The 26,308-nt window shown below is 63.3% G+C and carries 26 protein-coding genes; 17 read left to right on the top strand and 9 right to left on the bottom strand.

Features of this window, described 5'->3' with window-relative positions:
• Positions 1 to 61: 61 nt before the first annotated feature.
• Positions 62 to 1,186 (bottom strand): murein transglycosylase A, encoded by a 1,125-nt coding sequence (gene mltA / locus PQR32_RS29225; protein ID WP_408235162.1) that lies wholly within the window; start codon positions 1,184 to 1,186, stop codon positions 62 to 64.
• Between the two features lie 28 nt (positions 1,187 to 1,214).
• On the opposite strand from mltA, the gene PQR32_RS29220 reads away from it, so the two are divergent.
• The gene (locus PQR32_RS29220; protein WP_012434443.1) at positions 1,215 to 1,376 is read left to right on the top strand and encodes a hypothetical protein; all 162 of its coding nucleotides are present in this window, start codon (positions 1,215 to 1,217) and stop codon (positions 1,374 to 1,376) included.
• Positions 1,377 to 1,433: 57 nt separating this feature from the next.
• Here the strand turns inward: PQR32_RS29220 and apaG are convergent, their stop codons facing one another.
• On the bottom strand, positions 1,434 to 1,808 hold the full coding sequence (apaG, locus tag PQR32_RS29215; protein ID WP_132376796.1) for a Co2+/Mg2+ efflux facilitator ApaG/CorD: 375 nt from the start codon (positions 1,806 to 1,808) through the stop codon (positions 1,434 to 1,436).
• Positions 1,809 to 2,085: 277 nt separating this feature from the next.
• On the opposite strand from apaG, the gene rpe reads away from it, so the two are divergent.
• The 8 genes from rpe to PQR32_RS29175 all read left to right on the top strand — a co-directional run bounded on the left by rpe (position 2,086) and on the right by PQR32_RS29175 (position 9,444).
• Complete coding sequence (gene rpe / locus PQR32_RS29210; RefSeq protein ID WP_310813776.1) at positions 2,086 to 2,769, top strand: ribulose-phosphate 3-epimerase; 684 nt, start codon at positions 2,086 to 2,088, stop codon at positions 2,767 to 2,769.
• A 26-nt stretch (positions 2,770 to 2,795) separates the two neighbouring features.
• Positions 2,796 to 3,512 carry a phosphoglycolate phosphatase gene (locus PQR32_RS29205; protein ID WP_408235159.1) on the top strand — a complete coding sequence of 239 codons (717 nt, stop codon included), beginning with the start codon at positions 2,796 to 2,798 and terminating at the stop codon, positions 3,510 to 3,512.
• Positions 3,513 to 3,881: 369 nt separating this feature from the next.
• A complete protein-coding gene (gene trpE / locus PQR32_RS29200; RefSeq protein ID WP_408235156.1) occupies positions 3,882 to 5,375 on the top strand; it encodes an anthranilate synthase component I in 1,494 nt (497 codons plus the stop codon).
• A gap of 13 nt (positions 5,376 to 5,388) precedes the next feature.
• The gene (locus PQR32_RS29195; RefSeq protein ID WP_408215461.1) at positions 5,389 to 5,991 is read left to right on the top strand and encodes an aminodeoxychorismate/anthranilate synthase component II; all 603 of its coding nucleotides are present in this window, start codon (positions 5,389 to 5,391) and stop codon (positions 5,989 to 5,991) included.
• A gap of 17 nt (positions 5,992 to 6,008) precedes the next feature.
• Complete coding sequence (trpD, locus tag PQR32_RS29190) at positions 6,009 to 7,040, top strand: anthranilate phosphoribosyltransferase (RefSeq protein ID WP_408235152.1); 1,032 nt, start codon at positions 6,009 to 6,011, stop codon at positions 7,038 to 7,040.
• An 18-nt stretch (positions 7,041 to 7,058) separates the two neighbouring features.
• Positions 7,059 to 7,844 (top strand): indole-3-glycerol phosphate synthase TrpC, encoded by a 786-nt coding sequence (trpC, locus tag PQR32_RS29185; RefSeq protein WP_408235149.1) that lies wholly within the window; start codon positions 7,059 to 7,061, stop codon positions 7,842 to 7,844.
• A gap of 46 nt (positions 7,845 to 7,890) precedes the next feature.
• A complete protein-coding gene (locus PQR32_RS29180; protein ID WP_408235146.1) occupies positions 7,891 to 8,517 on the top strand; it encodes a CYTH domain-containing protein in 627 nt (208 codons plus the stop codon).
• 87 nt (positions 8,518 to 8,604) lie between these two features.
• On the top strand, positions 8,605 to 9,444 hold the full coding sequence (locus PQR32_RS29175; protein WP_408235143.1) for a uracil-DNA glycosylase: 840 nt from the start codon (positions 8,605 to 8,607) through the stop codon (positions 9,442 to 9,444).
• Positions 9,445 to 9,561: 117 nt separating this feature from the next.
• Here PQR32_RS29175 and PQR32_RS29170 read toward each other — a convergent pair whose 3' ends face one another.
• The 5 genes from PQR32_RS29170 to PQR32_RS29150 form a co-directional block, all read right to left on the bottom strand.
• A complete protein-coding gene (locus PQR32_RS29170; RefSeq protein WP_408235140.1) occupies positions 9,562 to 10,158 on the bottom strand; it encodes an FMN-dependent NADH-azoreductase in 597 nt (198 codons plus the stop codon).
• Between the two features lie 154 nt (positions 10,159 to 10,312).
• A complete protein-coding gene (locus PQR32_RS29165; RefSeq protein ID WP_408235137.1) occupies positions 10,313 to 12,103 on the bottom strand; it encodes a M61 family metallopeptidase in 1,791 nt (596 codons plus the stop codon).
• A 94-nt stretch (positions 12,104 to 12,197) separates the two neighbouring features.
• Positions 12,198 to 12,923 carry a DsbC family protein gene (locus PQR32_RS29160; protein ID WP_408235134.1) on the bottom strand — a complete coding sequence of 242 codons (726 nt, stop codon included), beginning with the start codon at positions 12,921 to 12,923 and terminating at the stop codon, positions 12,198 to 12,200.
• Between the two features lie 132 nt (positions 12,924 to 13,055).
• The gene (locus tag PQR32_RS29155; RefSeq protein ID WP_408235131.1) at positions 13,056 to 14,228 is read right to left on the bottom strand and encodes a UbiH/UbiF family hydroxylase; all 1,173 of its coding nucleotides are present in this window, start codon (positions 14,226 to 14,228) and stop codon (positions 13,056 to 13,058) included.
• 78 nt (positions 14,229 to 14,306) lie between these two features.
• A complete protein-coding gene (locus tag PQR32_RS29150; protein WP_408235128.1) occupies positions 14,307 to 14,672 on the bottom strand; it encodes a hypothetical protein in 366 nt (121 codons plus the stop codon).
• Positions 14,673 to 14,988: 316 nt separating this feature from the next.
• Between PQR32_RS29150 and ychF the strand changes: the two genes are divergently transcribed.
• Positions 14,989 to 16,083: a redox-regulated ATPase YchF gene (gene ychF / locus PQR32_RS29145; protein ID WP_408235125.1), complete on the top strand. Its 1,095-nt coding sequence runs from the start codon at positions 14,989 to 14,991 to the stop codon at positions 16,081 to 16,083.
• 109 nt (positions 16,084 to 16,192) lie between these two features.
• Here ychF and PQR32_RS29140 read toward each other — a convergent pair whose 3' ends face one another.
• Positions 16,193 to 17,170 (bottom strand): glycerophosphodiester phosphodiesterase family protein, encoded by a 978-nt coding sequence (locus tag PQR32_RS29140; protein ID WP_408235122.1) that lies wholly within the window; start codon positions 17,168 to 17,170, stop codon positions 16,193 to 16,195.
• A 308-nt stretch (positions 17,171 to 17,478) separates the two neighbouring features.
• Here PQR32_RS29140 and ugpB point away from each other — a divergent pair, with 308 nt between their 5' ends.
• The 7 genes from ugpB (at position 17,479) to PQR32_RS29105 (ending at position 25,413) form a co-directional block, all read left to right on the top strand.
• Entirely contained in the window at positions 17,479 to 18,804 is a 1,326-nt protein-coding gene (gene ugpB / locus PQR32_RS29135; protein WP_408235119.1) for a sn-glycerol-3-phosphate ABC transporter substrate-binding protein UgpB, read from the top strand.
• A 71-nt stretch (positions 18,805 to 18,875) separates the two neighbouring features.
• Positions 18,876 to 19,760 (top strand): sn-glycerol-3-phosphate ABC transporter permease UgpA, encoded by an 885-nt coding sequence (gene ugpA / locus PQR32_RS29130; protein ID WP_408235116.1) that lies wholly within the window; start codon positions 18,876 to 18,878, stop codon positions 19,758 to 19,760.
• Positions 19,757 to 20,602: a sn-glycerol-3-phosphate ABC transporter permease UgpE gene (ugpE, locus tag PQR32_RS29125; protein ID WP_007180267.1), complete on the top strand. Its 846-nt coding sequence runs from the start codon at positions 19,757 to 19,759 to the stop codon at positions 20,600 to 20,602. The genes ugpA and ugpE overlap by 4 nt, the downstream gene beginning before the upstream one ends.
• 85 nt (positions 20,603 to 20,687) lie before the next feature.
• Positions 20,688 to 21,776 carry a sn-glycerol-3-phosphate import ATP-binding protein UgpC gene (locus PQR32_RS29120; RefSeq protein ID WP_408235114.1) on the top strand — a complete coding sequence of 363 codons (1,089 nt, stop codon included), beginning with the start codon at positions 20,688 to 20,690 and terminating at the stop codon, positions 21,774 to 21,776.
• A 49-nt stretch (positions 21,777 to 21,825) separates the two neighbouring features.
• Positions 21,826 to 22,125, top strand: coding sequence for a DUF3761 domain-containing protein (locus PQR32_RS29115; RefSeq protein ID WP_408235111.1), 300 nt, complete (start codon positions 21,826 to 21,828; stop codon positions 22,123 to 22,125).
• A gap of 214 nt (positions 22,126 to 22,339) precedes the next feature.
• Complete coding sequence (gene ettA / locus PQR32_RS29110) at positions 22,340 to 24,007, top strand: energy-dependent translational throttle protein EttA (RefSeq protein ID WP_408235108.1); 1,668 nt, start codon at positions 22,340 to 22,342, stop codon at positions 24,005 to 24,007.
• Positions 24,008 to 24,291: 284 nt separating this feature from the next.
• On the top strand, positions 24,292 to 25,413 hold the full coding sequence (locus PQR32_RS29105; protein ID WP_408235105.1) for a DUF748 domain-containing protein: 1,122 nt from the start codon (positions 24,292 to 24,294) through the stop codon (positions 25,411 to 25,413).
• Positions 25,414 to 25,662: 249 nt separating this feature from the next.
• Here PQR32_RS29105 and PQR32_RS29100 read toward each other — a convergent pair whose 3' ends face one another.
• Positions 25,663 to 26,286 carry an HAD family hydrolase gene (locus PQR32_RS29100; protein ID WP_408235102.1) on the bottom strand — a complete coding sequence of 208 codons (624 nt, stop codon included), beginning with the start codon at positions 26,284 to 26,286 and terminating at the stop codon, positions 25,663 to 25,665.
• Between the last annotated feature and the right edge of the window lie 22 nt (positions 26,287 to 26,308).

Genomic DNA, 26,308 nt, shown 5'->3' with positions numbered 1-26,308 from the left:
GGGGCGGGGGGGGGGGGGGCCCCCCCCCCCCGCGCCCCCCCCCCCCCCCGCTACTCAAACCTCAGGAATTCGGCAGCAACAACCACATCCGGCCGCCCTGCTTCATCTTGCCGGCCAGATCGCCGGCGTCGTCGCCGAGGCCCCAGAAGTAATCGGCGCGCACGCCGCCCTTGATCGCGGAACCCGTGTCTTGCGCGAAGACGAGGCGATTCATCGGCGAGTTCGTCAACGGACGCGTAGTCTGCAAAAACACCGGCGTCCCAAGTGGAATCGAAGTCGGATCGACCGCAATCGACCGCTCCGGCGTCAGCGGCACACCCAGCGCGCCGATCGGGCCGTCCGCGCCGCCGCTCGGCACGCTTTCTCCAGACGGCATCTCACGGAAGAACACGAAGCGCGGATTCGTATCGAGCAGCGCATCGACTCGCGTCGGGTTCGCGCGTGCCCACGCCTTGATGCCCTGCATGGTCGCCTGCGCGGGCGTCAGTTCGCCGCGATCCAGCAGCCAGCGTCCGATCGACTTGTACGGCTGATTGTTGGTGCCGCCAAAGCCCAGACGCACCACGCTGCCGTCTTCCATCACGATGCGCCCGGACCCCTGCACCTGCAGGAAAAAAGCTTCGATCGGATCATCGACCCACACGAGTTCGTTACCGTTGAGCACACCCGCGCGCTCGAGTTGCGCACGCGCCGGCAGCGGCGCGCCCGTGCGATAACTCGCCGGCCAGCGATACAGCGCGGTCTGATACACACCGTGCCGCGTACGCGAACCACGCAGCAAGGGCTCGTAGTAGCCCGTGACGAGACCGTCGAGCGTGCCGTCGGTGTTCGCTAACTGGAATGGCGTGAAATAGGCTTCAAAAAAAGCCCGCGCACTGGTGACGTCGAGGTCGTCGATTTGCGAGGCTGCGGCACATGCGCGCGCCCAGTTCGGTTGACGCGCGAGTCTCACGCAGTTTTGCCGCAACGCGGCCGTCGCGCCGATCAACGAGTCGTCCTGCCAACCCGGCACCTGCTGCCACGCAACGGCCGTCAGCCGTGTCGCAGCAATCTGTCCGGGTATGATCGCGGCACCCGTGGGTGGCGAAACCGAGGGCCGAACCGCACCGCCGCCGCCGCAGGACGCCAGCATCACCGCAACCGAAAGCGCTCCGAGCCATGCTCCGGCCGTGCGGACAAAACGCATACAATGTTCGTTCTTGATGGAAACCGCCATGTCTGATCTGTTCGACGAATACCCGATGCTCATCTTCGCGCTGGAATCGCTCCTCGCGCTCTTCCTGCTCGTCTTTATCGTTGTGTGGACGTCGTCCGGCAAGAAGAAAGCGGCGCGCGCCAACGCGAGTGAACAGCAAAAGCAGCAAAAATCGCAGTAAAGCTGCGCGTTGCACCGCGCATTGAGCTTCTTAAAGACCGCGGACCACGCCCTCGGTTCAATGCAAGGTGCGCGGCATGCGCAGGATGAACTCCGGCACCGGCGCTTCGAAACGCTCGCCGTCCTCGGCCACGCAGAAGTACTCTCCGCGCATGGTGCCGACCGGCGTGGCAATCACCGCCCAACTCGTGTATTCGAAATGCTCGCCCGGTTTGAGCAACGGCTGATGCCCAACCACGCCAAGGCCCTTCACCTCCTGCACGTTCTTGTCGCTGTCGGTGATCACCCAATGACGCGCGATCAATTGCGCGGGTACCTGGCCGGTGTTACGGATAGTCAGCGTGTATGCGAACGCATACTGGCGGCGCTCCGGGTCCGACTCTTCGGGCAGATATTGCACCTGCGCCGAGACGCTGAATTCGTACTGGCTCATCCTGATTCCGGTCTGCTGAAACGGGGTGTTAAAAAACGCGGGAAAGCCCGAACGCCAATGGTTTGCGGGCGCATTGGCGATGCGGCGCTGATGGTTTTGGCATTCTGCTTGATGCGCGGCACGCCCGCAACCGGACAAATCCCTTTGGCCAAGGGCCAATAAGGCGTTTTGTCACCTTCGCCGCTTGAACGTGAGCGGGACTCGACGCGTCCGCGAACCGCTTCGCTTGCGCACAAAACGGTAAAATGGCGCTTTCCCGCTTGCCTCCGCCCCCGCCATGACGCAATTTCGCATCGCTCCAAGCATTCTGTCAGCCGACTTCGCCCGCCTCGGCGAAGAAGTCCGCAACGTTGTCGCCGCCGGCGCCGACTGGATTCACTTCGACGTGATGGACAACCATTACGTGCCGAACCTGACCATCGGTCCGCTCGTCTGTGAAGCGATCCGCCCGCACGTCGACGTGCCGATCGACGTGCATCTGATGGTGCGCCCGGTCGACCGCATCGTCCCGGACTTCGCCAAGGCCGGCGCGAACCTGATCAGCTTTCACCCGGAAGGCTCGGACCATATCGACCGCACGCTGTCGCTGATCCGCGACCACGGCTGCAAGGCCGGCCTGGTGTTCAATCCGGCCACGTCGCTGAATTATCTGGATCACGTAATGGACAAGCTCGATCTCGTGCTGATCATGTCGGTGAATCCGGGCTTCGGCGGCCAGTCGTTCATTCCGGAAGCCCTCAACAAGCTGCGCGAAGCACGCAAGCGGATCGACGCCTACAAGGAACGCACCGGCCGCCAGATCTTCCTGGAAGTGGACGGCGGCGTGAAGGTCGACAACATCGCGGAAATCGCGGCGGCCGGCGCGGACACGTTCGTGGCCGGTTCGGCGATTTTCGGCCAGCCCGACCACAAGGTCGTGATCGAGAAGATGCGCGCGGCACTCGCCAACATCCAGCACTGAGCACCCACGCATAACCGGCACGCACGATGACCACTCCGTTCCCCGCCCCGACTTTCACCGGCCCACGCCTGCAAGCCGCGATCATCGACCTCGACGGCACGATGATCGATACCGCCGACGACTTCACCGCCGGCCTGAACGGCATGCTTGCGCAACTCGACGCGGAGGAAACGTCGCGCGAGGAAGTGGTCGGTTATGTCGGCAAGGGTTCGGAGCATCTGATCCGCAGCGTGCTGGCGCCGCGCTTCGAAACGGAGCATGCGCAGGACCGCTTCGACGAAGCGCTCGCGATCTATCAGGAGGAGTACGCGAAGATCAACGGCACGCACACGCGGCTGTATCCCGATGTCGAAGCCGGCCTGATCGCCATGCGCGAGGCCGGTCTCAAACTCGCCTGCGTGACCAACAAGCCGCATCGGTTCGCGGTGGAGTTGCTGCAGCAGTACGGGCTCGCGCAGTATTTCAGCGTCGTGCTCGGTGGCGACAGCGTGGCGAAAAAGAAGCCGGATCCGCTGCCCATGCTCACGGCCGCGGCGCAACTTGGCGTCGAACCGCAAGCGACGGTGGCCATCGGTGATTCGGAAAATGACGCGCTGGCAGGCCGCGCGGCGGGCATGGCAACGCTCACGGTGCCGTACGGCTACAACCATGGCCAAGCTATACAAACAATAAAATCCGATGGTATAGTTGGTTCGCTGCTCGGCGCCGCCAAGGCGATCGCAGCGCACCATTCCACGACTTGAAAAGTCCTCATCCTCATGTTTCTGAATAAAAAACGGAGTCTGATTAGCATCGACCGGGGAGCCTGGCCCTGGCGTCGCTGGTCGCGCTAACCTCGCCTGAGGTACGCTGAAGCTCGTCTTCGGCAACCGTTTTTTACTTCGCTGCGCTCACGCGTTTTTTCCATCATCTTGTTTCGCTGCATCGGTTGATTCGGCCTGCGTGTACCCGCAAAGTACAGTTGTGCGCTGAAATCCCTTGCACGCGTCGATGGGAAACTCGCGCCGGTCGGTATCATCGTGTCGACACGTCGAACGAACGCCCGACCGGCCGCGCAATGACCCGCTTTGTCCGACGCACACTGCCGCCGGACCACCGTACAGGATCGGAACATGACCGAACTCGAATTCCAGTCCCTCGCCAATGAGGGCTTCAACCGCATTCCGCTGATCGCCGAAGCGCTCGCCGACCTCGAAACCCCGCTCTCGCTGTACCTGAAGCTCGCGCAGAGCGAACGCAACGGCGCGAACTCGTTCCTGCTGGAGTCGGTGGTGGGCGGCGAACGTTTCGGCCGCTATTCGTTCATCGGACTGCCGGCGCGCACGCTACTGCGCACCCGCAACGGCGTGTCGGAAGTGGTGCGCGACGGCAAGGTCGTCGAGACGCACGAGGGCGACCCGCTCGAATTCATCCAGCAATTCCAGGGCCGCTTCAAAGTGGCGCAGCGCCCCGGCTTGCCGCGTTTCGCGGGCGGTCTGGCCGGTTATTTCGGCTACGACGCGGTGCGCTACATCGAGAAAAAGCTCGCGCACACGGCGCCGAAAGACGATCTGAATCTGCCCGACATCCAGTTGCTGCTGACCGAGGAAGTCGCGGTGATCGACAACCTCGCGGGCAAGCTCTATCTGGTAGTTTACTCCGACCCGACGCAGCCCGAGGCGTACACAAAAGCCAAACAGCGTCTGCGCGAACTGCGCCAGCGTTTGCGCACCACCGTGCAGCCGCCGGTCACTTCGGCGAGCGTGCGCACCGAGACCTACCGCGAATTCGCAAAAGACGACTACCTGACGGCCGTGCGCAAGGCGAAGGAATACATCGCCGCCGGCGAATTGATGCAGGTGCAGGTCGGCCAGCGCCTGATCAAGCCGTACCGCGACAATCCGCTCTCGCTGTACCGCGCGCTGCGCTCGCTGAATCCGTCGCCGTATATGTATTTCTACAATTTCGGCGACTTCCACGTGGTGGGTGCATCGCCGGAAATTCTGGTGCGCCAGGAAAAGCGCGGCGAGGATCGCATCGTCACGATCCGGCCGCTCGCCGGCACGCGTCCGCGCGGCAATACGCCGGAACGCGATGCGGAACTCGCAACCGAGTTGCTGAACGACCCGAAGGAAATCGCCGAGCACGTCATGCTGATCGACCTCGCGCGTAACGACGTAGGCCGCATCGCGCAAATCGGCTCGGTGGTCGTCACCGACAAGATGGTGATCGAAAAGTACTCGCATGTGCAGCACATCGTGAGTTCGGTCGAGGGCAAGCTGAAACCCGGCACCACCAATTTCGACGTGCTGCGCGCCACCTTCCCGGCCGGCACGCTGTCGGGCGCGCCAAAGGTCCGCGCGATGGAACTGATCGACGAACTGGAGCCCGTGAAGCGCGGCCTGTACGGCGGTGCGGTCGGCTACCTGTCGTTCACCGGCGAAATGGATCTGGCCATCACGATCCGCACCGGTGTGATCGCGAACGGCAATCTGTATGTGCAGGCGGCAGCGGGTGTAGTCGCGGATTCGGTGCCGGAATCCGAATGGCAAGAGACCGAGAACAAGGCGCGCGCCGTGTTGCGCGCCGCCGAACAAGTGCAAGACGGCCTCGATAGCGACTTCTGACCGGAGACACACCATGCTGCTCATGATCGACAACTACGACTCGTTCACCTACAACCTGGTGCAGTACTTCGGCGAACTCGGCGAAGACGTGCGCACCTATCGGAACGACGAAATCACGCTGGACGAAATCGCGAAGCTCAACCCCGAGCGCATCTGCCTGTCGCCCGGCCCGAGCAATCCGCAACACGCCGGCATCACGCTCGACGTGCTGCGCGAATTCGCCGGCAAGACGCCGATTCTCGGCGTCTGTCTCGGCCATCAGGCGATCGGCGAGGCCTTTGGCGGGCGCGTGGTGCGCGCGCAAACCATCATGCACGGCAAGGTCAGCACGATCGAAACCGACTGCAAAGGCGTGTTCGCGGACCTGCCGAAGCATTTCGTCGTGACCCGCTACCACTCGCTCGCAATCGAACGCGAATCGCTGCCCGACTGCCTCGAAGTATCGGCATGGACCGAAGACGGCGAGATCATGGGCGTGCGTCACAAGGAACTGGCTGTGGAAGGCGTGCAGTTCCATCCGGAATCGATCCTGTCCGAACACGGCCACGCGCTGCTCGAAAACTTCGTGAAGCAGTCGAAGCTCGCCGGCGCGCAAACGTCCAATCGCAACGCTTGATGAAGAGAGACGACATCATGTCGATTACGCCCCAGGAAGCGCTGCAACGGACCATCGAGCACCGCGAAATTTTCCACGACGAAATGCTGCACCTGATGCGGCTCATCATGCGCGGCGAGCTCTCGCCCGTGATGGCGGCCGCGATCATCACCGGCTTGCGCGTCAAAAAAGAGACCATCGGCGAAATCACCGCCGCCGCCACGGTGATGCGAGAGTTTGCCCGGCACGTCGACGTGCCGGACAACTCGAACTTCGTCGATATCGTCGGCACCGGCGGCGACGGCTCGCACACCTTCAACATTTCCACGGCGACCATGTTCGTCTCCGCCGCGGCGGGCGCCAAGGTCGCGAAGCATGGTGGCCGCGGCGTCTCGAGCAAATCGGGCAGCGCGGACGTGCTCGAAGCGCTCGGCGTAAATATCGATCTGCAGCCGGAACAGGTGGCGGCGTCGATTGCGGAAACCGGCATGGGCTTCATGTTCGCGCCGAACCATCATCCGGCCATGAAGAACATCGCGCCGGTGCGCCGCGAACTCGGCGTACGGACCATCTTCAACATTCTCGGGCCGCTGACCAATCCCGCCGGCGCGCCGAATCAACTGATGGGCGTGTTCCACGGGGACCTCGTCGGCATTCAGGTGCGCGTGATGCAGCGCCTCGGCGCGAAGCACGTGCTGGTGGTGTACGGTATGGACGGCATGGACGAAGTCTCGCTCGGCGCGGCGACGCAAGTCGGCGAATTGCGCGACGGCCAGGTTCACGAGTACGAGATTCACCCGGAAGACTTCGGCATGCAGATGGTGTCGAACCGCACGCTGAAAGTGGCCGACGCCACCGAATCCAAAGCGATGCTGCTCGACGCGCTCGACAACAAGCCGGGCGTCGCCCGCGAAATCGTCACGCTCAATGCGGGCACAGCCTTGTATTCGGCAAACGTGGCAGCATCGATCGCGGATGGCATCCAGTTGGCGCGCGAAGCAATTGCGAGCGGCAAGGCACGCGCCAAGGTCGACGAACTGGTCCGCTTCACCCAGCAATTCAAGCAGTAACTACGTAGCGAGATATCCATGAGCGACATCCTCGACCGCATCATCGCGGTCAAACGCGAAGAAGTCCGCGCGGCCGAACAGAGCGCGCCGCTTGAAGAGCTGCGCCTCGAGGCGTCGTCGCGCGACATTCGCGATTTCGTCGGCGCGTTGCGCGCGAAACACGCGGCGGGCCTCGCCGCGGTGATTTCCGAAGTCAAGAAAGCGAGCCCGTCCAAAGGTGTATTGCGCGAACACTTCGTCCCGGCCGAGATCGCGCGTTCGTATGAGAAGCACGGCGCGGCCTGCCTGTCCGTGCTCACCGACGTGCAGTTCTTCCAAGGTAGCGTGGCGTATCTGCAGGAAGCGCGCGCGGCCTGCAACTTGCCGGTGCTGCGCAAAGACTTCATCGTCGATCCGTACCAGATCGTCGAAGCCCGCGCGATGGGCGCCGACGCGATCCTGCTGATCGCCGCCGCGCTCGAAACCTCGCAGATGCAGGACCTCGAAGCGCTCGCGCATTCGCTCGGTCTCGCCGTGCTGGTCGAAGTGCACGATCACGACGAGTTGATGGAAGCGCTCACGTTGAAAACGCCGCTGATCGGCATCAACAACCGCAATCTGCGTACTTTCGAGACGTCGATCGAAACGACGATCGGCATGCTCGAAGCGATTCCGGACGACCGCATCGTCGTCACGGAGTCGGGCATTCTGTCGCGTGTCGATGTGGAGCGTTTGCGCGCGATGGACGTGCATACGTTCCTCGTCGGCGAGGCGTTCATGCGCGCGGATGAGCCCGGCGTGGAACTTGCGCGGATGTTTTTCTGAGCACGTTGTCGCCACACGGCACGCGCTATACGTAGCGGAGCAGGTCATGGGCATGGAACGCGAAATCAAGCTGGCGCTGCCGCCTGCGCAGGTGGAAGCAGCAACGCGTTGGTTCGTCGCACGCACCGAGGCGCAGGGTCGTCCGATCAAGCTGGTGAATATTTACTTCGACACGCCTGCATTGGCGCTTGCGGGTTCGAAAAGCGCCTTGCGTCTGCGTCAGACGCCGGACGGCTGGCTGCAGACCTTCAAGACGGTCGGCGACGCCAAGGATGGTTTGCACAGCCGGCACGAATGGGAAATGTCGGTGGCGGGCGAAAAGCTGGAGATCGATGCGTTGTTACGCGAGTGCGACGAACCGTCCGCTGCGGATGCTTTGCGTCAGGCAGCGCCCGAACTCGTCGAATTGTTCCGCACGAATTTCACCCGGACGCTGTGGCGCGTCGACGTGGACGGCTCAGACATCGAAGCGGCGATCGACCAGGGCGACGTGCTCGCCGAGGTCGATAGCGAAACGCGTCGCGCGCCGATCTCGGAAGTCGAGCTCGAACTGAAATCCGGCGACGAAGCCGCGCTCCACACGCTTGCTGCGGAACTCGGCAAGCAGATAGCCGGCCTCGCGCCGGACAACATCAGCAAGGCGCAGCGCGGTTACAAGTTGCGGGCTGGTTGAGCCACGGTTTGTGCGCTGTGCAAACAACACGGTGCGCCGCCGCCCACACCTTGAGCAACGCCGCGTTTGCTGCGACACTTCCCCGCCATGACCTCCGCTTCCCGTACCCGCTCCAATCCGTCGCAAGCATCGCTGTTCGGCGACGCCGCCTCCGCACCGGCCACTGACGTGACGACCGCGCCGCCGCAGCACTCCGGCGCCAGCGCGCCGCCAACGCTCGAAGCCCAATTCGACGCCCTGCCGCCCGCATGGCGCGCGCATCTCAAACCGTTTATCGAAAGCGACGCCTACGCGCCGCTCTGCCGTTTCGTCGACGGTGAGCGCGCCGCCGGCAAAACCGTCTATCCCGCCGACGTGTTCCGCGCGCTGCGCCTGACGAGCCCCGACGAAGTGAAAGTCGTCATCCTCGGCCAGGACCCGTACCACGGCGAAGACCGCGGCACGCCGCAAGCGCACGGACTCGCGTTCTCCGTGGCGCCGAACGTGCGCACGCCACCGTCGCTGCGCAATATCTTCAAGGAAATCGCCGCAAGCCTCGGCCACGAGACGCCGCCTCACGGCTGCCTCGACACATGGGCAAAGCAAGGCGTGCTGCTGCTCAACACCGTGCTGACCGTCGAGCGTGATTCAGCCGCTAGCCACGCGAAACGCGGCTGGGAAAAATGCACCGACACGCTGATCCATGAACTGGCGATGCGCCACGACGGCCTCGTGTTCATGCTGTGGGGCGCGCATGCGCAAGCCAAGCGCGCGCTGCTCGGCGGCAAGTCGCATTACGTGCTGGAAGCGCCACATCCGTCGCCGCTGTCGGCGCATCGCGGTTTTCTCGGCTGCGGGCATTTTGCGAAGGCCAACGACTATCTTGCGCAGCACGGCCGCGAACCCATCGACTGGCGCCTGCCCGACGAAGCGCAAATGCTTGCGTGAACCCGCAGGCACTAAACATCAGCGCCGAAAAGCGAAAAACGCCACGGACTCAAAATCCGTGGCGTTTTTCATTCCAGCGAGCCAACCGCCGCACTCAAGCGGCGTAGCCAAAAAAACTTACGCAGCAGCGATCGCTTCGCGCGCGGAAGCCAGCGCGGCGCCGGCAGCGTCCGGACCCATGTTCAGGCCTTCGGCGTAGATGAAGTTCACGTCGGTCATGCCGAGGAAGCCGAGGAAGCTCTGCAGGTACGGCGTCTGGCTGTCGTTCGGCGTGCCCAGATACTTGCCACCGCGTGCCGACACGACGTGGACCTTCTTGCCCTTCACGAGCCCTTCCGGACCATTCGCCGTGTACGCGAACGTGATACCGGCGCGTGCAATGAAGTCGAAGTACGTCTTCAGTTGCGACGAGATGCCGAAGTTGTACATCGGTGCGCCGATCACGATGATGTCGGCGGCTTGCAGTTCGGCGATCAACGCTTCGCTGCGCGCGGCGATCGCGGCTTGCTCGGCCGTGCGTTGGTCGGCCGGCGTGAAGAACGCGCCGAGGACGGCGTCGTCCAGGTGCGGCAGCGGTTCAGCTTGCAGATTGCGGACGACGACTTGCGCGCCCGGATTCGATTGTTGCAGCTTGGCGGTCAGCTCGTTGACGAGCAGCGTCGAGTTCGCGCCTTGCGAGCGGGCTGCCGAGTTGATTTGCAGGATCGTGGTCATGGTTGACTCCAGTAGGGGCGCGCAGTGTAGCGCGAGTGAAGTCATTGTGATTTTTTACCGCCTGGGGAAAAAGCCATCCAGCGGCGACGGATTGTTGCACTGGTAGAACAATCCGCCACGACGGGCCGTCCATTGGGGACGGCCCGGACGACGATCAGTTAGCCAGCCAGCGCTCACGCGCCTTGCGCGCCGCAGGCCGCTTGTCGCTGGCGGTAAGCTTGTAGCGCGCCACCTCAGGCCCGTCCAGCTTGACTTGCGCGGTGCGCAGCTCGTCGCGGCGAAAGGCGTGAATCTCGACTTTCGCGCCCGGCTGGTAGCGCGCGAGCAGCCCGTCAAGATTCGAGCCGGTCACGCGCAGGCCGTCGAACGCGATCAGCACGTCGCCGGCCGAGAGCCCTGCTTTTTGCGCGGCGCTGCCTTCATGCACCGCTGCCAGTGTGCAATCCGCGCCGCCGCGCACGCGCGCGCCGAGCGACGGCTTGCCGTTCTTGTCCAATTCGGGCGCGATGTCGACGCCGAACGGCGCGAGCAGCGTGTCGAGGGGCAGATCGCGCGTGCCATGCACGGCTTCGGCGAACAGCTCGGCCAGTTTCGCGCCGGTCGCTTCCGCGAAAATCGCCTCGATCTCGCTTTCGTCGACGCCGACCGGTTTGCCGCGATAGAAATCACGGCCAAAGCGCTCCCACAGCAAACGCATCACGTCGTCGAGCGATTTGCGATTGTTGGTTTGCGCGCGAATCGTCAGATCGAACGCGAGCGCGACGAGCGAACCCTTGGTGTAGTAGCTGACGATCGCGTTCGGCGCGTTCTCGTCCTGCCGGTAGTACTTGACCCATGCGTCGAAGGAGCTTTCGGCGACGGTCTGCTTGAGACGTCCGCTGCCGCGCTGCACGCCGCCGATCACCTTGCCGAGCATGCCGAAATAGTCGTCCTGCGAAATCAGGCCGCTGCGCACGAGGATCAGGTCGTCGTAGTAAGAGGTGAAGCCCTCGAACAGCCACAGCAGCGACGTGTAGTTCTCCACGCTCAGGTCGTATGGCGCGAACACGGCCGGCTTGATGCGCTTCACGTTCCAGGTGTGGAAGTATTCGTGGCTGCACAGGCCGAGGTAAGTCCGGTAGCCCTCGGTGAGCGCCTCACGTCCTTCCACCGGCAGATCACTGCGGTTGCAGATCAACGCGGTCGAAGCGCGGTGTTCGAGGCCACCGTAACCATCGGTGACGGCCTGCGTCATGAACACGTAGCGATCCACCGGCGCTTTCTTCGACTTCGGCTCGAACAACGCGATCTGCGCTTCGCAAATGCGCTTCAGGTCGGCGGACAGACGCGCCATGTCGAGTCCGATCACGCGCCCGGCGATCACGATGTCGTGCGGCACGCCATGCGCCTTGAACGTCGCCAGCGCGAAATTACCCAGCGTGACGGGATGGTCGATCAGTTCGTCGTAGTTCTGCGCGCGATACTCGCCGAAACCATAACGCTTCGTGCCGCGCGCTTCCGGCAGCGCGGTGGCGACGCGCCAGTTGCGATACGCCGCGCCTTCCGGCTTCTGGATATCGACCACGCACTGCGCCTCCTCGTGGCCGAGCGGCGAAAGAAACACGCTCGTGCCGTTGAAAAAGCCCGTCGTGTCGTCGAGATGCGCCGCGCGCACCGACAGATCCCATGCATAGACTTCGTAGCGCAGCGTCAGCGCGCCTTTGACCGGCGCGGCCTGCCACGTGTGCTTGTCGGTCTTTTCGACGCGCACCTTGCGGCCCGCGTCGTTGAAAGCGCGCAGCGTCACGATGTTGCGGGCGAACTCGCGCACCATGTAGCTGCCCGGAATCCACACCGGCAGCATGAAACGCTGGCCGGCCGGATCGGGATCGGCGACGGTCACGGTGACTTCGAACAGGTGAGCGGCGGGTTGCTTGGGAACGATGGTGTAGCGGATCGGCTTCATCGGCGGCGGTTAGAAGAGGTGAGGCGGGGATGTTCGGGCTTGATGCAAAAGGAGGCGCACGTCGCGCCTCCTTTGCTGGATCAGTTCTGCGTGCTCAGTGCACTGCGGACATTTCCTTGTCCAGCCGGTCGGCCGGCACAGCACCGGGCAGACGGCGACCGTCGGCGAGAAACACCGTGGGCGTGCCGTCGACGTTCATGGCGTGGCCAAGCGCCAGGTTCTTGTCGATCGCGGCGGTGTCGCAGGTGCCGGCGGCGGTGGGCGCCTGATGATCCTGCATCCACGATTCCCAGGCCTTCGCGCGATCCGTCGAGCACCAGATCGACTTCGACTTCGCAGTCGAATCCGGCGACAGCACCGGGTACAGGAAGGTGTAGATCGTCACGTTGTCGATCGACTTGAGCGACGTCTCGAGCTGCTTGCAATACGGGCAGTTCGGATCGGAGAACACGGCGATCTTGCGTACGCCGTTGCCCTTCACGACCTTCACCGCGTTCGCAAACGGCAGGCTCGCGAAATCGATGCGGTTGGTTTCCGACAGGCGCGCTTCGGTCAGATTCTTGCGGGTCTTGGCGTCGACCATGTCGCCGAGCATCAGGTAGTCGCCGTTCGCGTCGCTATACACGATCTGCGTGCCGAGGTTCACTTCGTACAGGCCGGCAATCGGCGACTTCGTCACGCTCTTGATCGACACGTCGGAAAGACGCGTCTGCAGCGTGGCTTTGAGCTTGTCGGTGGTCTGGTCGGCCTGCGCGGAGCAGCCGATCGTGACGGCAGCGATGGCAAGCACGGCGGCCGCCATGCGGAAAGTTTTTTTCATGCTGAATTCCTGGTTCAATCGCGCGCAATGCGCGCGCAGTGCTCGTTTCCTGACGTTTCCGGTCTGACCGGAACGGCGTCCATCCGTTCATGATACCTGTGTCGCCGGCCGCGGCATGCCCGGCCGGGTGCTTCAACCCAGCGCAGCCGACACCAGCCAGCGTTTGATGAACGGCTGCGCGCCGACAAACGCCATGCCGGTGTTACGCAACACCTTGGCAAACGGACCGGGGACGGAGAAGAGTTTTTGCAGGCCGTCGGTGGCGATCATCAGCGCACGGATGTCTTCGCGGCGGGCGCGCTCGTAGCGGCGCAGCAGCACCATGTCGCCCAGATCGCGGAACGATTCTTTGCCGGCGACGGTGTCGGCGAGCGCCGCGACGTCGCGCAAACCGAGGTTCATGCCCTGTCCGGCCAGCGGATGAATCAGATGCGCGGCGTCGCCGACCAGCGCGACGCGCGGCGCCACCAGCCGGTCGACCGTTTGCAGCGCGAGCGGGAAACCTTGCGCGGGCGTCACGCAATCGAGCGCGCCGAACTGGCCGCCGGTCACGCGTTCCACATCAGCGGCCAGTTGCGCCGGATCGAGCGCGATCAGTTGCTCCGCGTGCTCAATGCGCGCCGACCAGACCAGCGAAACGTGGCCGTCCGGCATAGGCAGCAGCGCGATGATCTCGCCATCCTTGAACCACTGGTACGCGGTTTCGCCGTGCGGCTTTTCGGCCTTGAAATTGGCAACCACGCCGGTTTGCTTGTAGTCGCGCCGGTCCATCTTCGAACCAATCTGCGCACGCACCCACGAATGCGCGCCGTCCGCGCCGACCACCAGATCGGCGTCGAGCACATTGCCGTTGGCCAGCCCGACGCTCGCGCTGTCAGCTGTGAAGTCCAGCGCCTGAGCGCGGGTGTCGATCCAGGTGAGATTCGGCTGGAAGCGCAGCGCGGCATCCAGCGCGCGCTCGATCACCGACGACTCGACAATCCACGCCAGTTGCGGCACCGAAGCCTGGAACGCGGAGAAATGCAGTTCGGCGTGCGCGTCGCCGTAGACGCGCATGTCATACACCGGCCCGAGTCGCGCCAGGTCGAGTGCCTGCCAGACTCGCAAACGCTCCAGCAAAGCCTGTGAACTCGACGACAGCGCGTAGACCCGCGAGTCGAAGGCGGCGCCGGCGGGCAGCGCCGCGCAGGGTTGCGCGAGCAGCGCCACGCGCAGTCCGCCTTGCGTCAACGCGAGCGCCGCGGTCTTGCCGACGAGCCCGCCGCCGATCACGGCGGCATCAAAGGTCTGGTGGTGTGCGTTCATCCGCGCATTATAGCCGCGGGGGTTGCGGGGGACGGATCGATGCACGCGGCTTTTGAGCCCGAACAACCGCGCCGATGCTCACAGGTGGCCGGCCGCCGCCAACGCCGCGTTCGCTTCGCGCAGCCGCGTGAATTCGCGATCGGAAGACAGGAGCCGCCACGCGCTCGCCTCGAGGTCAGCCTTGCGCTCCCGCTGATCGCCGCGTACGGCGCAGTCCGGGAAAATACGGTCGTAGACGCGCCACAGTGAATCGAAGTCGTTGGCATCGGCGAATTGAGCGATGTGCTTTTTATCGTCGAGCGTTAAGTGGCTTGAGAGGCAATTGACCGTCTGCCGGTCCGAGTTCGCCTGAGCGTCGTCGAAGTTAGGCGAGACCCATGACGCGATCGCGCTGCCTAGCGCGACGACAGCCACGCCCGTGATGACCCACCGTATTGTTCTCATTTTTTCCTCGGAATCGGGCTCTAGCGGCCCTGCGCCAGCGATTCTACCGCGCCTTCGAGAAAATCTTACCTGAACCTTGCATTCGCCGATCGAGCGGCGGGCGCCGCTTTCCCGCTGCCGCGTCGGTGCGCCGATCCGAACGGGTTACAATTGCGCTTTCCGTGAAAACTCGCACCCGGTCGTCGAGCAACGCCCCGATCCGGTGTCTTGTCCCGCTCCGCTGCCTTGGTCCGCCACGCCACCCGCGAAGGCTTCTCGAATCCTGCACACAGCGTCGAGCGCATCACGCAACTTACTGATTCACTGAAGGATTTCCATGAGCCTCAAATGCGGCATCGTCGGCTTGCCTAACGTCGGCAAGTCCACCCTGTTCAACGCGCTGACCAAGGCGGGCATTGCCGCCGAAAACTATCCGTTCTGCACGATCGAGCCGAACGTCGGCATCGTCGAAGTGCCGGACGCGCGTCTGAAGGCGCTCGCTGACATCGTCAAGCCGGAGCGCATCCTGCCGGCCGTGGTGGAATTCGTCGACATCGCCGGTCTGGTGGCCGGCGCGAGCAAGGGCGAAGGTCTGGGCAACCAGTTTCTCGCCAACATCCGCGAAACGGATGCGATCACGCACGTGGTGCGCTGCTTCGAAGACGAGAACGTGATTCACGTCGCGAACAAGATCGATCCGCTGTCGGATATCGAAGTGATCAACACCGAACTGGCGCTGGCCGACCTCGCGACGGTTGAAAAGGCGCTGGCGCGCTATTCGAAGGCCGCCAAGTCGGGTAATGACAAGGAAGCCATCAAGAACGCTGCGGTGCTGGAAAAGGTGCGTGCGCAACTCGACCAGGCCAAGCCGGTCCGCGCGCTTGACCTGTCGGACGAAGAGAAGGCCACGCTCAAGCCGTTCTGCCTGATCACCGCCAAGCCGACCATGTACGTGGCCAACGTGAAGGAAGACGGCTTCGCGAACAACCCGCATCTGGACGCGGTTGCGAAGTTCGCGGCAGCGGAAGGCGCGCCGGTGGTCGCCGTGTGCGCCGCGATCGAAGCGGAAATCGCCGACCTCGACGAAGCCGACATGGAAGTGTTCCTCGCCGACATGGGCATGGAAGAGCCGGGCCTAAACCGTGTGATCCGCGCCGGCTTCAAGCTGCTGGGCCTGCAAACCTACTTCACCGCCGGCGTGAAGGAAGTGCGCGCGTGGACGATCCATGTCGGCGATACGGCGCCGCAGGCTGCGGGCGCGATTCACACGGACTTCGAGCGCGGCTTCATTCGCGCGCAGACGATCGCGTTCAATGACTACATCACCTACAAGGGTGAGCAAGGCGCGAAGGAAGCCGGCAAGATGCGTGCGGAAGGCAAGGAATACGTCGTGCATGATGGCGACGTGATGAACTTCCTGTTCAACGTTTGAGTTTCAGCCTCTGCTTCCGCTTCGGCGTAGACAGCCGCGGGTGAAAACCTGAGCGTTGCCGCCCGCAGCAAGTGACTTCAAGAGAGCCCGCTTTTCAAAGCGGGCTTTTTCATTGACCGCTAGTTGCCTTGGAACGCTCGCAGCGCAGCGGCAACGCCATACCGTCCCTGATCGTCGCCATTTTCGCCGGTGAATCCGCAAGCACCGCGTCGATACCGAGGCACGCCGCCATGCGGTAATCGTCCGCATCGTTCACGGCAATCGCGACGATTCGCACGTCCGGCTTCTGCCGGAAGCACGCGACAGTCGCACGCGTCCACAGCGTGGCCTGCACGTCCGATCGCCCTTCTCCCAGCGTGAACTTCTCCACGACCGTCAGCGCGCGATGCAACTCGAACGCCGTCAGGGCGTGCTCGGCGGGCGCATCCACACAGCCCTGGTTCAGCAAGACACGCACCAGCCGCCCACGCGTTGCGTCGCGCGATTCGAACAGCCTGGCTTGCGGATATGCTGCAAAGCTTTGCTGATAATCCGCTTCGGTCGAATAGATCGATACGCGCTGCCATGCGTTTTCTTCGTCGAGCACGCGCGCGACGGCTTGCGTCTGCGGCCCGGCGGGCAGCGCCTTCATGTCGAGGATGATCGGCATGCCCGCAGGCATGGCACGCAATGCCTGGCGCAGCGTCGGAATGTCCGAAGGCTGGTCACGATACGGATACGCCTGTCCGCGGCGGAAATTCCACCCGGCATTGACGCGAGTGAGTTCAGCCGCGGTATAGGCTGACACCGGCCCTTTCGCGTCGGTCAACGCCGACAGATCGGCCGGCCGATACAAAACCGGCACGCCGTCCTTGCTCAACTGCACGGTGAGCCACATCGCGTCGGCGTGATGTTCGATCGACAGGTGGATCGCTTCGAGCGTGTTCTCCGGCGCATCGCCCGTGCCGCCGCGATGCGCGATGATCGCCGGCAACGAGTTCACCTGCGTGACGGCATCGTTGTTCGTGACCGGCGTGAGCGCACACCCCGACAACGCGAGGGCTATCGTCCAGCCACCTATTGCCAACCGCACTGAGGAACCCAGCATCTGCAATCCTGATTGATGGACACCGTGATGTGACGCACACGAATCGACACGCGCGACTCGAACTCGAGCTCATCATGCCCTCCCACAAACAGCGACGTCCAGCCGGCAACTTCCGGCTTTGCCCTAGCGCAAACTTCCACCTTCAGACGCCGACCGTTTCCGTTTTGTGACAGCGATGTTAAATTGCGGCATTCGGCGTCCGTCAAAAAATGGTGCGCGCCGCCCGGCCACCGTCGCCGGACTGTCATCGAACACAAATAGAATCGCGCGATTCGCATCCGCGCCCGTTCCAATCTGGAGACAAATCGATGAGTTTGAAGCCGCTAATCCGTTCGCTTTCCGTTGCCGCCGTATTGAGTGTCGGCCTCAGCCAGGCGGCCCACGCCGCGACTGAAATCCAGTTCTGGCACGGCATGGAAGCCGCGCTGGGTGAACGGCTGAACGACATCGCCAACGCGTTCAACGCATCGCAAAGCGACTACAAGATCGTGCCGGTCTTCAAAGGCACCTACGACCAGACCCTCGCTGCCGGCATCGCCGCGTATCGCAGCGGCAATGCGCCGGCCATCCTGCAGGTCTACGAAGTCGGCACCGCCACCATGATGCAGGCGAAGAAGGCCGTGATTCCCGTCTCTGAAGTGTTCAAGCAAGCCGGTGTGCCGCTGGATGAAAAAGCCTTCGTGCCGACCATCGCCAGCTATTACAGCGACGCCAAAACCGGCGAGCTGATCTCGATGCCGTTCAACAGCTCGACGCCGGTGCTCTACTACAACAAGGACGCCTTCAAGAAAGCCGGCCTCGATCCGAACCAGCCGCCGAAAACCTGGGCCGAACTGCAGACCGACGCGCAGAAGCTGAAGGCGTCGGGCATGGCGTGCGGCTATTCGTCGGGCTGGCAAAGCTGGATCCAACTCGAGAACTACAGCGCCTGGCACGGCGCGCCGTTCGCGTCGAAGAACAACGGCTTTGACGGCCCGGACGCGCAACTGGAATTCAACAAGCCGCTGCAGGTCGCGCATATTCAGTTCCTGCAGAACATGCAGAAAGAAGGCACGTTCACCTACGTCGGCCGCAAGGACGAACCGGTGTCGAAGTTTTATAGCGGCGACTGCGGGATCATCACCAACTCGTCGGGGTCGCTCGCCACGATCAAGAAGTACGCGAAGTTCAACTTCGGCACCGGCATGATGCCGTACGACGCAAACGTGAAGGGCGCGCCGCAGAACGCGATCATCGGCGGAGCGAGCCTGTGGGTGCTGTCGGGTAAGGATCCTGCCGTCTACAAGGGCGTGGCGAAATTCCTCTCGTATCTGTCGTCGGCACCGGTCGCCGCCAAGTGGCATGAGGACACCGGCTATCTGCCGGTCACCACTGCCGCGTATCAGCTGACGCAGCAGCAAGGCTTCTACGAGAAGAATCCGGGCAGCGATACCGCCATCAAGCAGATGCTCAACAAGCCGCCGCTGCCGTACACAAAGGGCTTGCGTCTGGGCAACATGCCGCAGATCCGCACTGTCATCGACGAAGAACTCGAACAGGTTTGGGCACAGAAGAAGACGCCGCAACAGGCGCTCGACGCCTCCGTGTCGCGTGGCGATGAACTGCTGCGCCGCTTCGAAAAAGCCGGCAACTAAGCAGTCGCCGGCAGGGTTTCGGTGCGCCCGCACCGGAACCCCTGGTTGCAGCAGAACCTTGGGAATCATCGATGGAAAAGCGCTCCAGCTTCGGCACCAGCCTGCTGCCCTACCTGCTCGTCGCGCCGCAACTCGCGATCACGCTGCTGTTCTTTCTGTGGCCGGCCGGTGAGGCGCTCTGGCAATCCACGCAAAGCCAGGACGCGTTCGGCACGTCGAGCGAGTTCGTCGGACTCGCAAACTTCAAACAGCTTTTCATCGACCCGCTCTACCTGTCGTCGTTCTATACGACGCTGGTCTTCTGCGCGCTCGTCACGGTGTCGGGGCTCGTGATCTCACTGCTGCTCGCGGTCTGCGCCGATCGCGTGACGCGTGGCGCCAAGACTTATCAAACGCTGCTGATCTGGCCGTACGCCGTCGCGCCCGCCATCGCCGCCGTGCTGTGGTCGTTCCTGTTCAACCCGAGCATCGGCCTCGTCACCTACGCGCTGGCCAAATACGGCATCGTCTGGAATCACGCGCTGAACGCGGGCCAAGCGATGTTCCTCGTGGTGCTCGCGTCCGTCTGGAAACAGGTCAGCTATAACTTTCTGTTCTTCTACGCGGGCTTGCAGGCGATTCCGCGCTCGCTCATCGAAGCGGCGGCGATCGACGGCGCCGGTCCGGTGCGGCGCTTTTTCGGCATCGCACTGCCGCTTTTGTCGCCGACCAGTTTCTTCCTGCTGGTGATCAACATCACCTATGCATTCTTCGACACCTTCCCGGTGATCGACGCCGCCACCGGCGGCGGTCCCGCGCAAGCCACCCGCACGCTGATCTACAAGATCTTCGCCGAAGGTTTCCAGGGGCTCGACATCGGCAGTTCGGGCGCGCAGTCGGTGATTCTGATGGTGATCGTCGTTGCGTTGACGGTCGTGCAATTCCGCTTCATCGAACGCAGGGTTCAATACTCATGATCGAGAACCGCCGCGGTTTCGACCTCTTCTGCCACGCGGTGCTGATTCTCGGCGTCGTGCTGGTGGTGTTTCCGGTGTACGTCGCGTTCTGCGCGGCAACCATGAGCGAGCACGAAGTGTTCAGCGTGCCGCTGTCGCTGGTGCCGAGCACGCATCTGTTCGAGAACATCGCGACCGTCTGGTCGCAAGGCAGCGGCAACGCGGCGGCGCCGTTCGGCCGCATGCTGTTCAACAGCCTCGTGATGGCGCTGGTGATTTCAATCGGCAAGATCGCGGTCTCGATGATCTCCGCCTACGCGATCGTGTTCTTCCGTTTTCCGTTTCGCAACCTCGCGTTCTGGCTGATCTTCATCACGCTGATGCTGCCGGTCGAAGTGCGGATCTTTCCGACCGTGCAAGTCGTCTCGTCGATGCATCTGAGCAATACGTATAGCGGTTTGACGTTGCCGCTGATCGCCTCGGCCACCGCGACATTCCTGTTCCGCCAGTTCTTCATGACGCTGCCGGACGAATTGATGGAAGCGGCGCGCATCGACGGCGCCGGCGCCATGCGGTTCTTCTGGGACGTCGTCTTGCCGCTGTCGAAGACGAACATGGCCGCCCTGTTCGTGATCACGTTCATCTACGGCTGGAATCAGTACCTGTGGCCGATTCTGATCACGAGCCAGCAGTCGCTGACGACGGCGGTGGTCGGCATCAAAAGCATGATCGCGTCGGGCGACACCGCGACCGAATGGCACCTCGTGATGACCGCGACGCTGCTCGCCATGCTGCCGCCGCTCGCTGTCGTGCTGACGATGCAGCGCTGGTTCGTGCGCGGACTCGTGGACGCGGAGAAGTAAGCGGCGCCCGTTTGAGCAAGCTCCTTCCGGCATTGAAATAACAACACCGCGCGATCCGCGGCACGCAACGAAAGGCTAAAACGGCATGGCTGCACTGACTCTGCAAGGCGTGAAAAAAACCTACGACGGCAAACAGTTTGTGTTGCACGGCATCGACGTGGACGTCGCCGACGGCGAGTTCGTCGTCATGGTCGGCCCGTCCGGTTGCGGCAAATCGACCTTGCTGCGGATGGTGGCGGGGCTCGAGCGCATCTCCGAAGGTAGCATCTCGATCGCCGGCAAAGTGGTCAATCAACTGGAGCCGAAGGATCGCAACATCGCGATGGTGTTCCAGAACTACGCGCTCTATCCGCATATGAGCGTGGCTGAGAACATGGGCTACGCGCTGAAGATCGCGGGCATCGAACGCGCGCAGATCGAAAAGCGCGTGAACGCTGCCGCGCAAATTCTCGAACTCGAAGCGCTGTTGCAACGCAAGCCGCGCGAGTTGTCCGGTGGGCAACGGCAACGTGTCGCGATGGGCCGCGCGATCGTGCGCGAGCCGGCCGTGTTCCTGTTCGACGAACCGTTGTCGAATCTCGACGCGCGCCTGCGCGTGCAGATGCGGCTCGAAATCCAGCGCCTGCATGCTCGGCTTGCAACGACGAGTCTGTACGTGACGCACGATCAGATCGAAGCGATGACGTTGGCCCAGCGCGTGATCGTGATGAACAAGGGCCACGCGGAGCAGATCGGCGCGCCGACTGAGGTCTATGAACGGCCTGCCACGGTGTTCGTCGCGAGCTTTATCGGCTCGCCGGGGATGAATCTGCTGGAAGGCCGCGTGTCGGACGACGGCGCTCTGTTCGAAGTCGCCGGCAACGGTCCGAAGCTGCCACTGACGGACGTGGCATCGATCGGCCGCGAAGTCGCCAAAGGACGCGAGTGGACGCTCGGCATTCGTCCGGAACACATGAGCCCGGGCCAGGCAGATGCGCCTCACGCGACGCTCACCGTTGATTCCTGCGAACTGCTCGGCGCGGACAATCTCGCGCACGGCCGCTGGGGCAAGCACGACGTGACGGTCCGTTTGCCGCACGCGCATCGGCCCGCGGCAGGCGAAGCGTTGCAAGTAGCGCTGCCCGCGCGGCATCTACATTTCTTCGATCCGGCGAGCGGACGACGCGCGAATTGAGGCCCGGCAAAACACACAAGCGGTCAAAATAACAAGCACTCGAAAGACCATGACAGGCATGACTCGCAACACCCTGCGCGCCTGCGCGGCAGTTGCGGCGGCGCTGCTGTTCAGCGTGTCGTCGGCGCTCGCGTATGTCGCGTCCGGCACCGCGCCCGATGAGGCGAACCTCAGCAATCACAACACGTACACCAATCGCGACGGCAACACCGTGCACGCGCCCGCCCGCTCGTTATCCGGCAAGGCGCCGGAAGGCGCGACCGCACGTTGCCGCGATGCCACGTACAGCTTCAGCCAGCATCGCAGCGGCACGTGTTCGCGGCATGGTGGCGTGGCGGACTGGCTCTGATCATCCGAACGGGCCCTGGCCGAACGGACACCCGTTGCCGTCCCGCGCTCCTGCCGAAGTACAATGCCACCTGAAGAACCCGCCCGCGCGCGGGGCGTCGCGAAGCTCGACGCCGCGCTTCACGCCGCGCCGGCCGGCCATAACACCGATTACCCATCCACCCACGATCGCCCGCCCCCACGCGGCCGGCGTCGTCAACGTCTATTGCAAGCAAATGGCCCAATACGTCTTCACCATGAACCGGGTCGGCAAAATCGTGCCGCCCAAGCGTCAAATCCTGAAAGACATCTCGCTGTCGTTTTTTCCCGGCGCGAAGATCGGCCTGCTCGGCCTGAACGGCTCGGGCAAGTCGACGCTGATCCGCATCATGGCCGGTGTGGACAAGGACATCGAGGGCGAAGCCACGCCGATGCCGAACCTGAACATCGGCTATCTGCCGCAGGAACCGCAGCTCGATCCGAACAAGACGGTGCGTGAAGCAGTCGAGGAAGGTCTCGGCGACGTGTTCAACGCGCAAAAGAAGCTCGACGAAATCTACGCGGCCTACGCCGAACCGGACGCCGATTTCGACGCGCTCGCCGCCGAGCAGGCGAAGTACGAAGCGATCCTCGCGACATCGGATGGCGGCAACGCCGAGCAGCAGATCGAAATCGCCGCCGACGCGCTGCGCCTGCCGGCCTGGGACGCGAAAATCGAACATCTGTCGGGCGGCGAAAAGCGCCGCGTCGCGCTGTGCAAGCTGTTGCTCGAAAAGCCGGACATGTTGCTGCTCGACGAGCCGACCAACCACCTGGACGCGGAATCGGTCGACTGGCTCGAACAGTTCCTGACGCGCTTCCCGGGCACCGTCGTGGCCGTGACCCACGATCGCTACTTCCTCGATAACGCTGCCGAGTGGATTCTCGAACTCGACCGCGGCCACGGCATTCCGTGGAAGGGCAACTACAGCAGCTGGCTCGACCAGAAGGAAGAGCGCCTGAAGCAGGAAGAATCGTCGGAGTCGGCGCGTCAGAAGGCGATCAAGAAGGAACTGGAGTGGGTGCGCCAGAACCCGAAGGGCCGTCAGGCGAAGTCGAAGGCGCGTATCGCCCGCTTCGAGGAACTGAACAGTCAGGACTACCAGAAGCGCAACGAAACCTCGGAAATCTTCATCCCGGTCGGCGATCGTCTGGGCAATGAAGTGATCGAGTTCAAGAATGTCAGCAAGTCGTATGGCGACCGTCTGCTGCTCGACGACGTCAGCTTCAAGATTCCGGCGGGCGCGATCGTCGGCATCATCGGGCCGAACGGCGCGGGTAAGTCGACGCTGTTCCGCATGCTGACCGGCCGCGAACAGCCGGATTCGGGCGAGATCGTGCAAGGCCCGACCGTCAAGCTCGCGTACGTGGATCAAAGCCGCGACGCGCTCGACGGCTCGAAGACCGTGTTCGAGGAAATCTCCGGCGGCGCCGACGTGCTGACGGTCGGCAAGTACGAAACGCCGTCGCGTGCCTATATTGGCCGCTTCAACTTCAAGGGCGGCGACCAGCAGAAAGTGGTCGGCAATCTGTCGGGCGGTGAACGCGGCCGGCTGCATCTGGCCAAGACGCTGATCGCGGGCGGCAACGTGCTGCTGCTGGACGAACCGTCGAACGATCTGGACGTCGAAACGCTGCGCGCGCTCGAAGACGCCTTGCTCGAATTCGCCGGCTCGGTGCTGGTGATCTCGCACGATCGCTGGTTCCTCGACCGGATCGCTACGCACATCCTCGCGTTCGAAGGCGATTCGCAAATCACGTTCTTCGACGGCAACTACCAGGAATACGAAGCGGATAAGCGCGCGCGTCTGGGTGAAGAAGCTGCGCGTCCGAAGCGTCTGCGTTACAAGCCGATCGCACGATAAGCCTGGACTGAGGGGCCTGCGCGCCGGTTGGGCTGACGCACGGGCCGTCTTCGACTGGGCGCGTTCCGGAAGGCGCGGGCGAGGCATGCGCCGCGAATGCCTCGCGTCGGCGGTATGAGCGGTAGGGCACACGCATTGCGTGTCATGGCGTGCTACATGTCATCGCGGCGAGACGCGTGCATTCTGCGTTCCGCCCGGACGAACACCTCTAAGCGCGCCCACCCAATGAGCGCACAGGCCGATCACTGCCACACCGCGCGCCACGCGGTGACGAGGAGGCAAACATGGCGATGTCGAAGGGCAAGCGCTGGGCCGTCGCCGTGGGCGGCGTGCTGCTGGTGCTGATCGTCGTCGTGGTCGGTGCCTTGCAGTTCGCGCAACGCGAGGTCAAGGAGCGCGTGATCGCGGCGCTCGGTCCCTTGGGCAGCGCCGAAACCATCGACGTCGGCCTCACCTCGGTTCATCTCACCAACGTTCTTCTCAAAGCGCCGCCCGGTTGGCCGGCCGGCGATCCGCTCCGAGCGGACGAGATCACCGTCACCCCTGACATTCGCGATCTGATCGCGCGGCGCATGCATATTCGCAGCGTGGTGGTGCGCGGCTTCGACATTGCCGTGCTGCGCACGAAGGACGGCACGATTCGCTTGATGCCGAATCTGCGCGAGTCGCTGGACCAGGCCGACAACGAAGCCAGCGGCTCGGCGGTGTCCATTCCCCGCGAAAAGCAGGTCGATCACATCAGCTTCGAGCAGGGCAACTTCCACTTCTACGACATGACGGTCGGGCCGCCGCCGTTCAAAGTGACGGTCAGCGATGCCAACGCGACGGTCGACAATCTGCACCTGCCCGCCCTCACTGAACCGACCAACGTCAATGTGACGGGCTCGATCAAAGGCCCGGCGCACACGGGCACGGTGTCGTTCGGCGGCTGGATCAAGATCGCCAGCAAGGATTCGCAGACCACCAGCAAACTGCGCGGTGTCGACATCGTGATGCTCGACCCGTACCTGATCAAGAAGGCCGGCGCCAAGGCGCAAGTGACAGGCGGCACGGTCGACCTGACGGTCGACTCGACGGTAAGAAACTATCAGTTGCACGCGCCCGGCACGCTGACGGTCCACAATCTGCAACTCGCCGACACCGGCAGCCCGCTCGACACCTTCATGTCGATTCCGACCAAGGCGGCAGTCGCCGCGCTCAAGTCGCACAACGGCGACATCACGCTGCATTTCGTGCTGGATGGGAATTTGCGCGACCCGAAATTCTCGGTGCAGGAAGGCCTGATGAAGCGCATCGGTACCGGCTTTGCGAAGGCGCTCGGGGTGAGCGTCGAGGACGTGGCAAAGGGCGCGGGGCAGACGGTGAAGGGCCTAGGGAATGCGTTGAAAAATCTGCTTGGGCAGTAGGTCGTGGCGCGTGTGCCGATGCGGTGCTACTTGGCCAGCAGGCCGGACGCCTGCGCCGATGCAGTACTACCTGGCCAGCAGGTCTGGCGACATGCGCCGGTGCGATGCTGCGTGACCAGCGGTGGGGGTGGCATGCGCGGACGCAGAGCCTTTAGCCCAGCAGATCGACTCGAAGTACGCCGCGCGGCGACAGGCATCGCGGCGCCGTTGAAACGCCGGCGCGCCGCCTCCTTGCCTGCGAGCCTCAGCTTAGACCGGCAGCCCCAACTCGCGCAGCTTCGCTTGAGTTTGCGCCGCGCTAGTGTGATGTACACCGTGCCAGCCGAGGGCCGTCGCGGCCTCGGCGTTCTTCAGGTTGTCGTCGATGAACACGAGCTCGCCGGGCTCGATGCCCGGCAATTGCGCCTCGATCCGTTCGCGCATGGCCGCGAAAATGGCCGGATCTGGCTTCACCATCTTCACCCGCCCTGAGACGACGATGTCGCGAAACCGCCGCAGCACCGGGTAATGTTCCCACGCATACGGAAAGGTCTCCGCCGACCAGTTGGTCAACCCGAAGAGCGGCACCTCGGCCGCTTCGAGCTTCTCCATGATTGCCACGCCCTCTTCCAGCACGCCGGCCACCATCTCGTGCCAGCGTTCGTAGAACGCGCGGATCAGCGCTTCATGATCGGGAAACGTCGCAACGAGCTCTTCGGTGGCCTCGACGATCGGCTGGCCGCCGTCCTGACGAATCACCCAGTCCATCGAGCAGACGTGGGTCAGAAACCAGCGGCGCTCGGTCTCGTCAGGGATCAGTTCCCGATACAGATACTCGGGGCTCCAGTCGATCAGCACGCCGCCGAAATCGAACACCACTGCCTTGATGGCCATGCACTCTCCGTAAGCAGTTTCC

This window comes from Paraburkholderia dipogonis, from assembly GCF_046027395.1.
GTDB classification, from domain to species: domain Bacteria; phylum Pseudomonadota; class Gammaproteobacteria; order Burkholderiales; family Burkholderiaceae; genus Paraburkholderia; species Paraburkholderia dipogonis_A.
This window is presented reverse-complemented; position numbering and strand designations above follow the sequence as displayed.